This window comes from Streptomyces zhaozhouensis (assembly GCF_900230195.1).
Lineage (GTDB): Bacteria > Actinomycetota > Actinomycetes > Streptomycetales > Streptomycetaceae > Streptomyces > Streptomyces zhaozhouensis.
Genome location: NZ_OCNE01000004.1, coordinates 125,557 through 139,309, shown reverse-complemented (window position 1 = coordinate 139,309; position 13,753 = coordinate 125,557). Strand labels below are relative to the sequence as shown.

The 13,753-nt window shown below is 74.3% G+C and carries 12 protein-coding genes; 8 read left to right on the top strand and 4 right to left on the bottom strand.

The window, feature by feature from the left end; genetic code table 11:
• Window positions 1-95 precede the first annotated feature (95 nt).
• From CRP51_RS08665 to CRP51_RS08645, 5 genes are all read left to right on the top strand, one after another.
• Complete coding sequence (locus CRP51_RS08665) at window positions 96-2,432, top strand: glycoside hydrolase family 9 protein (RefSeq protein ID WP_439333130.1); 2,337 nt, start codon at window positions 96-98, stop codon at window positions 2,430-2,432.
• Window positions 2,433-2,656: 224 nt separating this feature from the next.
• The gene (locus CRP51_RS08660; protein ID WP_245880453.1) at window positions 2,657-3,349 is read left to right on the top strand and encodes a DsbA family protein; all 693 of its coding nucleotides are present in this window, start codon (window positions 2,657-2,659) and stop codon (window positions 3,347-3,349) included.
• 168 nt (window positions 3,350-3,517) lie between these two features.
• Window positions 3,518-4,594 (top strand): C40 family peptidase, encoded by a 1,077-nt coding sequence (locus CRP51_RS08655; protein WP_097230454.1) that lies wholly within the window; start codon window positions 3,518-3,520, stop codon window positions 4,592-4,594.
• A gap of 130 nt (window positions 4,595-4,724) precedes the next feature.
• Window positions 4,725-6,038, top strand: coding sequence for a hypothetical protein (locus tag CRP51_RS08650; protein ID WP_245880452.1), 1,314 nt, complete (start codon window positions 4,725-4,727; stop codon window positions 6,036-6,038).
• A gap of 37 nt (window positions 6,039-6,075) precedes the next feature.
• Window positions 6,076-6,621 carry a DoxX family protein gene (locus CRP51_RS08645; RefSeq protein WP_097230453.1) on the top strand — a complete coding sequence of 182 codons (546 nt, stop codon included), beginning with the start codon at window positions 6,076-6,078 and terminating at the stop codon, window positions 6,619-6,621.
• Between the two features lie 90 nt (window positions 6,622-6,711).
• Here CRP51_RS08645 and CRP51_RS08640 read toward each other — a convergent pair whose 3' ends face one another.
• Genes CRP51_RS08640 through CRP51_RS08630 form a run of 3 tightly spaced genes read right to left on the bottom strand, consistent with a single transcriptional unit; the run spans window position 6,712 to window position 9,237 of the window.
• Window positions 6,712-7,491, bottom strand: coding sequence for a VOC family protein (locus CRP51_RS08640; protein ID WP_097230452.1), 780 nt, complete (start codon window positions 7,489-7,491; stop codon window positions 6,712-6,714).
• 19 nt (window positions 7,492-7,510) lie between these two features.
• Window positions 7,511-7,825: a hypothetical protein gene (locus tag CRP51_RS29115; protein WP_245880451.1), complete on the bottom strand. Its 315-nt coding sequence runs from the start codon at window positions 7,823-7,825 to the stop codon at window positions 7,511-7,513.
• A complete protein-coding gene (locus CRP51_RS08630; RefSeq protein ID WP_097230450.1) occupies window positions 7,822-9,237 on the bottom strand; it encodes a PspC domain-containing protein in 1,416 nt (471 codons plus the stop codon). The genes CRP51_RS29115 and CRP51_RS08630 overlap by 4 nt, the downstream gene beginning before the upstream one ends.
• A gap of 123 nt (window positions 9,238-9,360) precedes the next feature.
• Between CRP51_RS08630 and CRP51_RS08625 the strand changes: the two genes are divergently transcribed.
• From CRP51_RS08625 to CRP51_RS08615, 3 genes are read left to right on the top strand one after another with little or no spacing between them, the layout of a single operon-like run.
• On the top strand, window positions 9,361-10,629 hold the full coding sequence (locus CRP51_RS08625; RefSeq protein ID WP_097230449.1) for a PspC domain-containing protein: 1,269 nt from the start codon (window positions 9,361-9,363) through the stop codon (window positions 10,627-10,629).
• Window positions 10,626-11,306 (top strand): LuxR C-terminal-related transcriptional regulator, encoded by a 681-nt coding sequence (locus tag CRP51_RS08620; protein WP_097230448.1) that lies wholly within the window; start codon window positions 10,626-10,628, stop codon window positions 11,304-11,306. Before CRP51_RS08625 ends, CRP51_RS08620 begins: the two co-directional genes overlap by 4 nt.
• A 49-nt stretch (window positions 11,307-11,355) precedes the next feature.
• Window positions 11,356-11,703, top strand: coding sequence for a potassium channel family protein (locus CRP51_RS08615; protein ID WP_170970469.1), 348 nt, complete (start codon window positions 11,356-11,358; stop codon window positions 11,701-11,703).
• Between the two features lie 21 nt (window positions 11,704-11,724).
• Here the strand turns inward: CRP51_RS08615 and guaA are convergent, their stop codons facing one another.
• The gene (gene guaA, locus CRP51_RS08610; protein WP_097230446.1) at window positions 11,725-13,311 is read right to left on the bottom strand and encodes a glutamine-hydrolyzing GMP synthase; all 1,587 of its coding nucleotides are present in this window, start codon (window positions 13,309-13,311) and stop codon (window positions 11,725-11,727) included.
• Between the last annotated feature and the right edge of the window lie 442 nt (window positions 13,312-13,753).

The following is a 13,753-nucleotide window of genomic DNA, read 5'->3' as shown; positions in this document are numbered from 1 at the left end:
CGCTCCCATACGCGCGGCGGCACCCGTCGCACCACGCGCAGCCCGTCGACAGAACAGCGCAGCGAACCCCATCCGCTCCGTCGAAGGATCGAGCCGTGACCCCACGTCCTTCCCCCGCCGCCCCCCGGCGGCTTCCCCGCGCCACGCGGGGCCGACGCCTGCTGGGCGCCGCACTCGGCGCCGGCCTGATCGCCGGCGCGCTGACGCTGCCCCAGGCCGGCGCGGCCGAGGGCCCCGCGTCGGCCGAGGGCCCCGAGCTGATAGTCAACGGCGACTTCGCCGACGGCACCACCGCGCCCTGGTGGTGGACCGCCGACAACCCGGGCGAGGTCGTCGACGGCCAGCTCTGCGCCGAGGTGCCTGGCGGCACCACCAACCCCTGGGACGCGATCATCGGCCAGGACGAGCTGCCGTTGACCGCGGGCGAGTCCTACCAGCTGAGCTACACCGCGAGCGCCACCGCCACCCTCGTCAGCCGCACCAACGTGCAGCAGGCGGAGGAGCCGTACACGGCGGAACTGGCCGCCGCCGACCGGATCGGCGAGGAGGCGACCACCTTCACCCACGTCTTCACCGCCGGCGCCGACCACGAGGCCGCACAGCTGGTCTTCCAGGTGGGCGGCCAGGACGAGGCGTTCACCCTCTGCCTCGACGACATCTCGCTGACCGGCGGCGCGGAACCGCCGGTCTACGAACCGGACACCGGTTCGCCGGTCCGCGTCAACCAGGTCGGCTACCTCAGCGAGGGCCCCAAGCAGGGCACCCTGGTCACCGAGTCGACCGAGGCGCTGCCCTGGTCCCTCGCCGACGCCTCCGGCGCCGAGGTCGCGACCGGCACCACCACCCCGCTGGGCGTGGACCCGTCGTCGGAGGAGAACGTGCACGCCTTCGACTTCGGCGCGTTCACCACGCCGGGCGAGGGGTACACGGTGACCGTCGGCGAGGAGACCAGCGAGCCGTTCGCCATCGGCGACGACCTCTACGAGACGCTGCGCACCGACGCGCTGGCGTACTTCTACCACAACCGCAGCGGCATCGAGATCGACGCCGAGCTGGTCGGCGAGGAGTACGCGCGCCCGGCCGGCCACGTCAACGAGGCGCCCAACCAGGGTGACGACGGCGTGACCTGCTGGCAGGACGCCTGCGACTACACCCTGGACGCCGCCGGCGGCTGGTACGACGCGGGCGACCACGGCAAGTACGTGGTCAACGGCGGCATCTCCGTGGCGCAGCTGCTCTCCTCCTACGAGCGGACCCTGACCACCGAGGGCGCCGACGGGGAGCCGCTGGGCGACGGCGCGCTGGCCGTTCCCGAGCGGGGCAACGGCGTGCCGGACATCCTCGACGAGGCGCGCTGGCAGCTGGAGTTCCTGCTGTCGATGCGGGTGCCGGAGGGCGAGGAGCAGGCCGGGCTCGCGCACCACAAGCTGCACGACGCCGCCTGGACCGCGCTGCCGACGCTGCCGCACGAGGACGACCAGCCGCGTGAGCTGCACCCGGTCTCGACGGCCGCGACGCTGAACGTGGCGGCCGCCGCCGCGCAGGGCGCGCGGCTCTTCGCCGAGTACGACGCGGAGTTCGCGGCGGAGCTGCTCGCGGCGGCCGAGTCGTCGTACGCGGCGGCGGTGGCCAACCCGGATCTGCTGGCCGACCCGGACGACGGCGTCGGCGGCGGCGCCTACAGCGACGCGAAGCTGACCGACGAGTTCTACTGGGCGGCGGCCGAGCTGTTCGTCACCACCGGCGAGGACACCTACCGGGAGGCGGTGCTCGGCTCCGAGCTGCACGGCGACGTCGAGGGCGTCTTCCCGCCCGGCGGCTTCTCCTGGGGTGAGACGGCGGCGCTCGGCGGACTCTCGCTGGCGACCGTTCCCAACGCGCTGGACGAGGACGAGCTGGCGGCGGCGCGGGCCACGGTCGCCGAGGCGGCCGACGGGCTGGTCGCGCTGGCCGGTGAGCAGGCGTACGGGGTGCCGCTCGGCGTCGACGGCTATGTCTGGGGCTCCAACTCGCAGGTGCTCAACAACATGGTGGTGCTGGCCACGGCCCACGACCTGACGGGCGAGACCGCCTACCGGGACGCGGTGCTGACCGGCCTGGACTACCTGTTGGGACGCAACCCGCTGAACCTCTCCTACGTGACGGGCCACGGCGAGCGCGACGTCCACAACCAGCACCACCGCTTCTGGGCCAACCAGCTGGACCCGAGCCTGCCGAACCCGGCCCCCGGCTCGGTGGCCGGCGGTCCCAACAGCGCGCTCCAGGACCCGGTGGCCGAGGACCTGCTCCAGGGCTGCGCCCCGGCGATGTGCTTCGTCGACCACATCGAGTCGTACTCGACCAACGAGATCACCATCAACTGGAACGCCCCCCTGGCCTGGATCGCCTCCTACACGGACGACCTCGCCGGCGGGTCCCCCGCCACCGAGTGACCGGTGCCCGCCCGCCCCTCGTCCGGTCTCCGGGCGGGGGGCGGGCGGTCCCGGGGCTTTCGCGCCGGGCGCCTACGCTGGGGGACATGCCGGTCTCCCGTTCGCGTAAGCCGAAGCCGAAGCAGCGCCGTCCGTCGAGTGGGCGGACGAGCGCGCGCCGTCCCGCGGCCTCGCGGTCCGTGCGGGAGGGCGCGAGCCGGCCGCGGCGGCTGGGGGTGGGCCTGGTGGCCGTCCTGGTCGTGTTGTTCCTGTTGGTGGGCACCATCGCGGCGCTGCTGGTCAGCGGCGGGAACGACGACGACGCCGACGGGGCCGGCGGCCAGGAGGAGGTCGTGCCGCTGCCGGACGGCCATCCGGCGCTCGAACTGGCACGGCGGGACGCGAACGACCCGCTGGCGCTCGGCGAGGCGGACGCGCCGGTGGTCATGATCGAGTACGCCGACTTCCAGTGCGCGTTCTGCGGGACGCACGCCAGGGGCGTGCACGGGACGCTGGTCGAGGAGTACGTGGAGCGGGGGCTGCTGCGCATCGAGTTCCGCAACTTCCCGATCAACGGGCCGGAGTCGGACGCCGCCGCGCGGGCCGCGTGGGCGGCGGGGCGGCAGGGGCGGTTCTGGGAGTTCTACGAGGCTGCGTTCGCCGAGGAGTTCCACCTGGAGAGCGGCCGGTTCTCGGATGAGGGGCTGACGGAGCTGGCCGGGGAGGCCGGGGTGCCGGACGTGGAGCGGCTGTTGGCCGACATGGAGTCGGAGGAGGCCGGCGAGGCGGTCGGCGCCGACGCCGAGGAGGCGATGGACCTGGGGATCACCACGCCGCCGTCGTTCCTGGTCAACGGGCAGCCGATCCAGGGGTCCCGGCCGTTCGCCGAGTTCGCGGAGCTGATCGAGCCGCTGGCGGAGGCCGCGGAGAGCTCCTGAGGCGCGGAGGTATGGCACCCTCGCAAGCGATCACGCTGAGTCTCAAACCTTGAGCGAACGGTAGCCGTTCCCGATCGTTTCGATCAACTCCCGTCGACTACGGGCGTTTGCCGCCAATGCCGGTCAGAGAGCGGTTGCGGGGTCCGCGCCGGTCTAGCGTCCTGCCTCATGGCCGAGCATCGCGGGCGCCGCCGGCGGCGTCCCATCTACCGAAAACCCTGGTCGTCCAGACGTCCCGCCCTGCGGGTCGCCGCCGGGCTCACCCTTGCCGGCGCCGCCGCCACCGCGCTGGAGGCGCCGGCGATGGCCGAGCCCGAGCCGACCCTCGCCGAGGTCGAGGAGCGCGTCGACACCCTGCACCATGAGGCGGAGCGGGCCACCGAGGCGTACAACGAGGCGACCGAGACCGCCGAGGAGGCGGAGGCGGAGCTGGCCGAGCTGGCGGCCAGGTCCGACCGGCGCACCGAGGAGTTGAACGACGCGCGCGACGCCCTCGGCGCGCACGCCAGCGCGAGCTACCGCTCGGGCGGGATGCCGGCCGGGCTGGCCCTCGCGCTCTCCAGCGACCCGGAGGAGTACCTGCGCCGCGCCGCCGTGGCCAGCCGCACCGGCGACCGGCAGGCGCAGCGGGTGCGCGAGGTCACGGAGAAGCTGCGCGACCTGGAGCAGTTGCGGGACGAGGCGGACGAGCGCGCCGAGACGGTCGAGGCGGCGCGGGAGGAGGCCGAGCGGCACCGCGAGACGGTCGAGGAGCGGCTGGCGGAGGCGGAGGAGCTGCTGGCGACCCGCACCGCGGAGGAGCGCGAGCGGCTGCTCGCCGAGGAGAACGAGGGCCTGGCCCCGGCCCGCGCCGGGCGGGACGAGCCGCGGCCGGCGGGTCCGGTGGAGGCGCCGTCGGCGCGGGCGGCGACGGCGGTCGGCTTCGCGCTGGCGCAGGTGGGCAAGCCGTACGGCTGGGGCGCCACGGGCCCCGACGCGTTCGACTGCTCCGGGCTGACGCAGGCCGCGTGGGGCGCGGCGGGGGTGTCGCTGCCGCGCACCAGCTACGCGCAGGCCACGGCCGGGCCGCGTGTCGCGCGTTCCGAGTTGGCCCCCGGCGACCTGGTGTTCTACTACGCGGACAACAGCCATGTCGCGCTCTACATCGGCAACGGCCAGATCGTGCACGCGGCCAGGTCGGGTACCCCGGTGCGGCTGGCGGGCGTCGACTCGATGCCGTTCAGCGGCGCGACCCGGCCCGCGTGAGCGCGCGCGGGTAAGGCAGAATCCCTAGGGCCACAAGACATCGAGGAGCGTCTATCCACGGCCCGGCGTTGATGCGTAAGGCGCCGGTCGCCGGCCCCGCGCTCCGGGCCCGGGGGAAGTAGGGAACACGGTGGCCGAGGAGCCGTCCAGCGAAGCCGCGCCGAGCGGGGCGCCGGAGGCCGCGCGCCCGGCGTCGCCGGCCCATCCGGCGGACTGCGCGTGCGGCGACTGCCCGCAGTCGACCCGGGCGGCGCTGCGCCGCTCCGAGGAGGCGCTGGCCGAGCTGCGCGACCGACTGGCCAGGGGCGACGGGATACCGCCGGCCCTGGGCCACTCCCCCGAGGCGTCCCGGCAGTGGATCTCCGACGAACTGACCGAGGCCGCCCGGGAGGTGGCCGCCGGCACCGAGGCGCACGGCCGCTTCCGGCTGGCGAGGCTGGCCGACCGCGCGTCGTTCGCGCTGTGGGGCGTGGTGGTGGCGCTGGCCCTGGGCCAGGGCGTGACCGCGCTGCTGGGCGACCGGGGTTGGACGACCGCGCGCACCACGGCGCTGCTGGCCGCCGCGCTGGTCGCCGCCGTGCTGACGGTCGTGGGCCGGGCGCACCGCGAGCGCGGCGGGTTTCTGGCGCCGCTGGTCGGGGAGGACAACCGGCTGTCGACCTCCCGCGCGGTGGCCGCCGGCTGGCTGCTGTTCTGCGGGGTGACCGTGCTGATGCTGGCGTTCACGCTGGCCGGCCTCGGCGACGGCGGTGAACGGTCGGCGCTGCTCGACGGGTTGGGCCCCACGCACGGTGGGGGGCTGCTGGCCGCGGTCGCGCTCTCGTGCGCGGTGACGGTGTGGGTGCGGCACACGGTGGCGACGCGGGTGCGCGGCTTCCGGATGCAGAAGGTCAGGGCCGCGGGGCCGCGCCCCGCCGACCTGTTGACCGACGACGCGGGGCGCGGCAGCTTCCCGGACACGCAGTACCTGCTGGTGAACGCGGCGGCGATGGTGCTGGTCGGGGTGCGACTGGCGCGGGCGCCACGGGAGTTGCCCGACCTGCCGTGGGGTGTGGCGCTGCTGCTCGCGGTCTCCGCGCTGACCTATCTGGGCGCCAAGTACACCGAGGGCGCGCGCCCGGTGATCCAGTCCGTGGTGCGGGTGCGGGAGCCGGGCACGGTGGTGGCGCCGATCCGGCAGGGCGACGAACTGGAGATCAGGGGCTCGGGTTTTGTGCCGGCCGGCGCCGATTCGGCGCAGCGGCTGGCGGAGACGGTGGTGCGGATCGGGGGCCTGACAGTGCCGGTGCCGCTGGTGCCCCGGCGCGGCGGGTTCGACAACCCGCGCGACGACCGGCTGGTGGTGTGTGTGCCGGCCGAGGTCGAACCGGGCCGGGTCGAGGTGCAGGTGATCACCGCGGCCGGCACGGAGTCTGGCCGCTACCGCGTCACGGTGGCAGACTGACCCGTCCCAGAAAGCCGCGACGAAAGGGCGTCGGCCCATGTCGGTGTCGGACCAGTTGGGCGGCCATCCCCCGGTGCCCGGGGGCCCCGGAGGCGTCCGGGATGCCGCGGCGCGGTGGGCGATGCTGCCGCTGCGCCTGTTCCTCGGGTTCACCTTCCTCTACGCGGGGATCGACAAGTACGTGGACGGCGGCCCCTTCAGCTCGGTGATGAACACCGACACGATGGAGGGGATGCTGACGGTCGCCAAGGACGACTCGCCGGTGCCCTGGCTGGTCGATCTGGCGTTGGAGTCCCCCGAGTTGATGGGGCACGGGACGGCCGTCGCGGAGATCGTGATCGGGGTGGCGATCCTGGTGGGGCTGCGCACCCGGTGGGCGGCGGCGCTGGGCGCGCTGCTGGCGCTGGCGTTCTGGCTGACCGTCTCCTGGTCGTCGGACCCGTACTACTTCGGTCCCGACCTGCCGCTGCTCTTCGGCTTCGTGACGCTGGCCCTGGCGGGCGGCGGCCCGTACACGGTGGACGGGCTGCTGGGCTCGAAGCCGTGGTTCCTGCCGCAGCGCAAGAGCAAGATCTTCCGCTGAGCCTGCGCCCCCGCCGGGCCGAAACGGGCTCGGCGGGGACGGGCTCGGCGGGGAGAGGCTCGGCGGGAACGGACGGCGGCCCACCGGGAGTCAGGCGGGGCGGCGGATCCCGAGCCCGTGGAGTTCGACCGCGTGGAACGGTGCGCCGCCGACGGAGTCGACGCCGTCGAGGCTGAGGGCGCTCAGCCGCCCGTGGCCGCCGGCCGCCTCCCGGCCGGTGTGCGGGTCGTCCCCCGCGCGTTCGAAGGTGACGGCGGCCCCCGGCAGCGGAACCCGGGTGCCCTCGGCGGGGAGGCCGAGCAGCTCCCCCAACGCGCGGGCGGCGGCCTCCGGTTCGGGGACCGAGACGACCAGCCCGGTCAGATCGTGCGGCCCGCGCTCGAACGCGCCGGGCGGCAGGCCGGCGACCAGCTCCTCGCCGGACGGCGTGCAGGTGATGAAGAACGGCCACCACGACGGCCCGTCCAGCACGAACACCTCGACGAACGAGATGCCGTGCTCGGCCAGTTCGATCTCCACCACCTCGACCCGGTGCCCGGCGGCGCGCAGCCGGGCGGCCGTGGCGTGCGCGTCGACCACGTCGACCGCGAAGGTGAGCGGGCCCGCCGGGCCGGACAGCGCCTCGATCGCCGGCTCCAGCAGGCGCACCCCCCGCTCGAAGCGGGAACGGGGCAGCGCGGCGCGGTCGGTGACGGTGAGGATCTCGACGTAGCGGGCGTCCAGCCGCCAGCCGCCGTTCTGGAAGCCGTCGCGCGCTTCGTTGGTGTGGGCCGGCAGCCCGGCCGCGCGGTAGGCGGCCACCGCCTCGGGCACGTCGGGCACGTAGTGCAGCAGATGGTCGAACCGGGGGCGCTCGTCGGAAGAGTTCATCAGGTAAGGCTAACCTTACCTACCCCTCGCCGGCGCCCACCTCGTCCGCCTCCCGCGCCTTCGCCGTCTCCCGCGCCTTCGCCGTCTCGCGCGGCCCCCTCGCCCGGCGCACCGCGACGGCGATCACCGCGACCACGGCCGCCAGCAGCAGCGCGGCCGGCAGCATCGCGAACCGCGCCGCCACGGGCACGTCGGTCTCGTCGACGGCGTCCAGGGCGTAGAGCGCCGCGATCGGCAGCAGACACAACCCCAGCACCAGCCGGGCCGGTTCGAACCGGTGGCGCCCCACCCGGGGGCGGCGGCCCGCCCGGCACCGATGTCCTCCGTCGCTCACGGCCGTGGCTCCTCTCCCGCGCGCTGGACCTGGACATGCCCGATGCCCATCTCCAGCCGCAGCTCCATCCGTGCGTTCTCCACCGTCTCCCCCGCGGCCTCGCGTTCCGTCTCCTCGGCCGCGTCGACCACGGCCGGATACTCCAGGAGACGGTCCTGCCCGAAGCCGCCCCAGGAGTCGCGGTTGTCGTTGTCCCCGAGGCCGCGCAGCGGCTGGTAGGTGAACGCCCCGGCGCCGATGTCCACCGAGACCTCCAGGTCGACGTCGTAGGGCACCAGCACGGTGACCTCGCCGGCGCCGGCCCGCACCTCGGTGGCCAACGTGCCCCCGGCCTCCAGGTCCACCCCCGTCAGGTCCAACTCGGCCTGCCCGCTGCCCAGTTCGTACTGGGGCCGGACCATCTCCGCGTCACCCGGCCGCCATTCGTGGCTCTCCCAGCTGGTGGTGATGTTCTCCGGCAGCACGGAGGCGCCCGCCAGCATCGCGCCCGTCAGCAGCACGGAGACGATCGTGCCGGCCCCCAGCCGCCCCCAGAAGGCGCTGACCACCAGCCCGACGGCGAAGACCACCAGCGCCGAGGAGAAACCGACGACCAGCGCGGGCCCCAGCGGCTGACTGGCCCAGGACGCCGCGAGACCGGCGCCGAACGCGAGCACCGCGCCGAGGAACACCAGCCCGCCCAGCCGCAGCTCACGCGGCTGCGGCGGCGGCACCGGCGGCCCGCCGGGACGGCCGGCCGACCCCGGCGCCGGCGGACGCCCGGCCGGCGGGGCGCCCGTCTGGGTGTAGTCGCCCGGCGCCGCCTGCTCCGGACCCCACAGATAGCTGGCCTGGCCCGCGTTCCCCCGCCACCACGAGGGGCCGCTCGGCGCCGGGGGCCGCCGCGCCTCCGGCGGCGCCTCGGCCGCGGCCTGCGCCAGCTTCGGGTGCGCCGGCGTCCCCTCGGGCGTCGTCTCCTGCTCGGCCCCCCGCCGGTACTTCGCCCAGTAGGCGGCCGCCGCCAACGCGGCCAGCACCTCGAGCGAGAACCACGTCGTCGTCCGGCTGCCCCCCAACGACGCCAGCAGCAGCCCGCACCCGGCGACCACGAAGAGCAGCGCCGTCAGCCCCGGCCCCTCGACCCGGCCGGAGAGCAGCCGCCGCCCCTCGTTCTCCTCCTCGCCCTCGAACGGCGTGATCAGCCAGGCGACGCCGTACACGACCAGCCCGAGACCGCCCAGCACCGACAGCACCACCAGCGACACCCGGAAGATCACCGGGTCCATCCGGTAGTGCCGGCCGAAGCCGCCGCACACACCGCCGATCACCTTGTGCTTGCGAGAGCGGCGCAACGGTGCCTCGGCGGGCGCCGGCGGCGTCGCCGTCGAGGTCGGCCCGGTGCCGGCCCCCGGCCACGTACGGTCGTCGGTCATGGGGTCATCCTCTCCCCGTCCGCCCCGCGACGGAATCGGGGGAGCCCCGGAGAGCGCCCCTGACGTCCCCTTCCGGGGCACCCCTGATGTGCGGGCGGGACGGCTCGTGTGACGATGCGGGGCATGACGATGGCCACGCCCTACGCGAGCGCCGGGGACGAGGCACCGGTCCGCAAGCTCTACCGCAGCGCGGACGGACGCTGGTTGGGCGGAGTCGCCCAGGGCCTGGCCGGGCACCTGGGCGTCCCGGTCTCCTGGGTCCGGGTGATCCTGCTGGTGCTGTTCTCCTCCAACGGACTGGGCGTGCTGCTCTACGCGGTCTTCTGGTTCGTGGTGCCGCTCGGCGCCCCGGAGACCACGCCGGCCGCGCCGGCGCGCCGCAGAATGACCTGGCGCAAGCCGGGCAAGGAGTCGCTGGTCGCGTTCCTGGTGCTGGCCGTCGCGCTCTTCGCGTTCGCCGGCAGCATCCAGTACCCGATCTCCTCGCGCTACCTGCTGCCGTTGCTGATCATCGGCGTCGGCGCCGCGGTCGTCTGGCGCCAGGCGGACAACTCGCGCCGCGCCGCCTGGGCCGAGGCCACCCGCAGAAGCCGCTGGCTGCCGCTGCTGCGCAGCGCGGCCGGCGCGGTCCTCGTCGGCGCCGGCGTCTCCGTCTTCGTGGTGGGCCAGGGCGGCGCGGCCACCGAGAGCCTGGGCGTCGCGCTCCAGGCGTCGGTCGCCGTGGTCGTCGGCATCGCGCTGCTGGCCGGGCCCTATCTGGTGCGGATCGTGCAGGACCTCTCCGAGGAGCGCACCATGCGCATCCGCGCCCAGGAACGCGCCGAGGTCGCCGCCCACGTGCACGACTCGGTGCTGCACACCCTGACGTTGATCCAGCGCAACGCCGAGAACGGCCGCGAGGTCGCCCGCCTCGCGCGCGCCCAGGAACGCGAACTCCGCGCCTGGCTCTACCGTTCCGCCGAGTCCGGCGACGCCCAGCCGGTGGAGGACGACGACGAGCCGAAGACCCTCGCCGAGGCGGTGCGCGCCACCGCCGCCTCCGTCGAGGACCACCACGGGGTGCAGATCGAGGTGGTCTGCGTCGGCGACTGCCCCCTCGACGAACCGCTGGGCGCCGCGCTCCAGGCAGCGCGTGAGGCCATGGTCAACGCGGCCAAGTACGGTGGGGAGGGCGGGCCCATCCGGGTGTTCGCCGAGGTCGAGGGCCGCACGGTCTTCGTCTCGGTGCGCGACCGGGGGCCGGGCTTCGACCAGGACTCGGTGCCGGCCGACCGGATGGGCGTGCGCGAGTCCATCGTGGGCCGGATGCGGCGCAACGGCGGCACCGCCCGGGTACGGTCCACACCAGGCGAGGGCACAGAGGTGGAGCTGACGATGGAGCGATCCGAATGAACCGGTCACCGGAGGAACGACGCGCCCGGGTGGTGCTGGTCGACGACCACCGCATGTTCCGCGCGGGGGTGCAGGCCGAGATCGGCCGCACCGAGGAGACCGGCGTCGAGGTGGTCGGCGAGGCCGGCGACGTCGACCAGGCGATCACCGTGATCAAGGCCGCCGCGCCCGACGTGGTGCTGCTGGACGTGCACCTGCCGGGCGGCGGCGGCGTCGAGGTGCTGCGCCGCAGCTCGGAGCTGATGAGCGCGGCGGCCAACCCGGTCCGTTTCCTCGCGCTCTCCGTCTCCGACGCGGCCGAGGACGTCATCGGCGTCATCCGCGGCGGCGCGCGCGGGTACGTCACCAAGACGATCACCGGGACCGACCTGGTCGACGCGATCTTCCGCGTCTCGGACGGCGACGCGGTCTTCTCCCCGCGGCTCGCGGGCTTCGTGCTGGACGCGTTCGCCTCCTCCGAGGCCCCGCCCGTCGACGAGGACATGGACCGGCTGACCCAGCGCGAACGCGAGGTGCTGCGGCTGATCGCCCGCGGTTACGCGTACAAGGAGGTCGGCAAGGAGCTGTTCATCTCCGTGAAGACGGTCGAGAGCCATGTCTCGGCGGTGCTCCGCAAGCTCCAGCTCTCCAACCGCCACGAGCTCACCCGTTGGGCGACCGCGCGCCGGCTCGTCTGAGCCCGCGTCGCTCCCCGGGTTGGCGCCGCCGCTGGCCAAGACTGGGGCGGTGTTCGGATTCGTGGTGCTCGCGGCGGCGCTGGTCGCGGCGGGACGAGAGGCGTGGCGCGCCCCCTCGTTCCGCGGCGCCGCGCTCTCCCTGCTGCTCGTCCTGGTCACCGGGACGGTCTTCTACCGGGTGCACGAGCACTGGTCGGTGCTGGAGTCGCTGTACTTCTCGGTGACCACGGGCCTGACCATCGGCTACGGCGACCTGGCGCCCACCACGACCCTCTCGCGCGTCTTCACGATGATCTACGCGGCGAGCGCCGTCAGCCTCTTCGCCATGGTCGGCGGCCTCCTCGCCCGCACCGGCCTCGCCCACCGCCGCTCCCTCCGGCACCGGGACCCCTCCTGAGCGTTCCCCCGCCCCCGCCGGTCACTCCCACTCGATCGTGCCGGGCGGCTTGCTCGTGATGTCGAGGGTGACGCGGTTGACGTCGCGGACCTCGTTGGTGATGCGGTTGGAGATGCGGGCCAGCAGGTCGTACGGGAGGCGGGACCAGTCGGCCGTCATGGCGTCCTCGGAGCTGACCGGGCGCAGCACGATCGGGTGGCCGTAGGTGCGGCCGTCGCCCTGGACGCCGACGCTGCGGACGTCGGCGAGGAGGACGACGGGGCACTGCCAGATGTCGCGGTCGAGGCCGGCGGCCGTCAGCTCCTCGCGGACGATGGCGTCGGCCTCGCGCAGCAGGTCCAGGCGTTCCCTGGTGACCTCGCCGATGATGCGGATGCCCAGGCCGGGGCCGGGGAACGGCTGGCGGTGGACGATCTCCTCCGGCAGGCCCAGCTCCTGGCCGACCAGGCGGACCTCGTCCTTGAACAACTGCCGCAGCGGCTCGACCAGTTGGAACTCGATGTCCTCGGGGAGACCGCCCACGTTGTGGTGGGACTTGATGTTGGCAGTGCCCGTCCCGCCGCCGGACTCGACGACGTCGGGGTAGAGGGTGCCCTGGACGAGGAAGGCCACGTCCTCCCCGGCGGCGCCGGCCTCGGCGACGAGCTCGGCCTGCGCCTGCTCGAAGACCCGGATGAACTCGCGGCCGATGATCTTCCGCTTGGTCTCCGGGTCGGAGACCCCGGCCAGCGCGTCGAGGAAGCGTTCCGAGGCGTCGACCAGCCGCAGCGTCGCGCCCGTCGCGGCGACGAAGTCCTTCTCGACCTGCTCGGTCTCGCCCTTGCGCATCAGCCCGTGGTCGACGTAGACGCAGGTGAGCTGCTCGCCGACGGCCCGGTTGACCAGCGCGGCGGCGACCGCCGAGTCGACGCCGCCGGAGAGCGCGCAGATGGCGCGCTTGGAGCCGATCTGGGCGCGGATGGCCGCGACCTGCTCCTCGACGATGGAGCCGGTCGTCCAGCTCGGGTCGATCCTGGCGCCCCGGTAGAGGAAGTGCTCCAGCACCTGCTGGCCGTGGGTGGAGTGCAGCACCTCGGGGTGGTGCTGGACGCCGTAGAGCCGGCGCTCGTCGTTCTCGAACGCGGCGACGGGAACGGTGTCCGTGGCGGCAGTCACCACGAAGCCCTCGGGCGCGGCCGAGCAGGCGTCGCCGTGCGACATCCAGACCTGCTGCTCGTCGGGCGTCCCCTCGAAGAGGGTCGAACCGGAGCGGGTCACCGACAGCTGGGTGCGGCCGTACTCGCGGGCGCCGGTGTTGTCGACCGTGCCGCCGAGGGCCTGGGCCATCAGCTGGAAGCCGTAACACATCCCGAAGACGGGCACGCCCGCCTCGAAGATCGCGGGGTCGATGCCGGGGGCGTCCTCGGCGTACACGGACGAGGGGCCGCCGGAGAGGATGATCGCGCTCGGGCGCCTGGCGAGGATCTCGTCCACCGGGGTGGTGGAGGGCACGATCTCGCTGTAGACCCGGGCCTCCCTGACCCTGCGGGCGATGAGCTGGGCGTACTGCGCGCCGAAGTCGACGACGAGGACCGTGTCCTGGGGGGCCGTCTCTGCCACGGTTGCCACGGATGCCACAGAACTGCCTTTCGTGCCTACCCGGCCTGCTGCCTGTCGGCGTCTTTGGTGCGAGCGGTGCGGTGATGCGATGGGTGCGGGTGATGCGGGGTGCCGGCGTCCGGGCGGCGGCGAGGTGGTCGCCGCGCGGGCGCGCGGTGTGGGGGTGTGGCCCGAGTCTACCGGCGGCCCGGGGGCCGCGGTCCTGGCGTCCACGGGCCGGGCCCGGGGCGAGGGCCGGGGCGGCGGGGGCCTTGGGGGCGGCGGCGGGCAGTGGCATACTCGGGCGCATGGCACAGCGGCGACACATCTTCTTCACCTATGGCACCGGCCCGGTCGGTTGTCATGGGGAGTGTCGCACGCGGCACTGACAATGAAGACTCCCCGACGCCCCGGGCCCGGATCAACCGGCCCGGGGCGTCGTCGCGTTCGTGGGCCGGACGCTCCGGTCCCG